The sequence below is a fragment of the Paraburkholderia sp. BR14320 genome, assembly GCF_040948665.1.
GTDB lineage: Bacteria > Pseudomonadota > Gammaproteobacteria > Burkholderiales > Burkholderiaceae > Paraburkholderia > Paraburkholderia youngii.
Window position 1 is genome coordinate 1 of sequence record NZ_JBFPKG010000316.1, and the last position, 309, is coordinate 309.

Annotated in this window: 1 pseudogene; it reads left to right on the top strand. The window is 64.1% G+C overall.

Going from position 1 to position 309, the window contains the following annotated elements:
* A pseudogene (locus AB3X89_RS40465) lies at positions 1 to 309 on the top strand (Tn3 family transposase); the annotation flags it as partial.

Sequence of the window (309 nt, forward strand, 5' to 3'; positions counted from 1 at the left end):
CAGGGCACCGTCACGGCTTCGCTGATCTTCGCTGATGCTGCGCGAGCTTGGCAGCTATCCAAGACAGAACGGCCTCGCCGTCGCACTGCGCGAAATCGGTCGCATCGAGCGCACGCTGTTCATTCTCGACTGGCCGCAAAACGTCGAGCTGCGCCGTCGCGTTCATGCCGGCTTGAACAAGGGCGAGGCCCGCAATGCGCTTGCGCGCTCGGTGTTCTTCTACCGCCTCGGGGAAATCCGCGATCGCAGCTTCGAGGCTCAGCGCTATCGCGCCAGCGGGCTGAATCTGGTCACGGCCGCGATCGTACT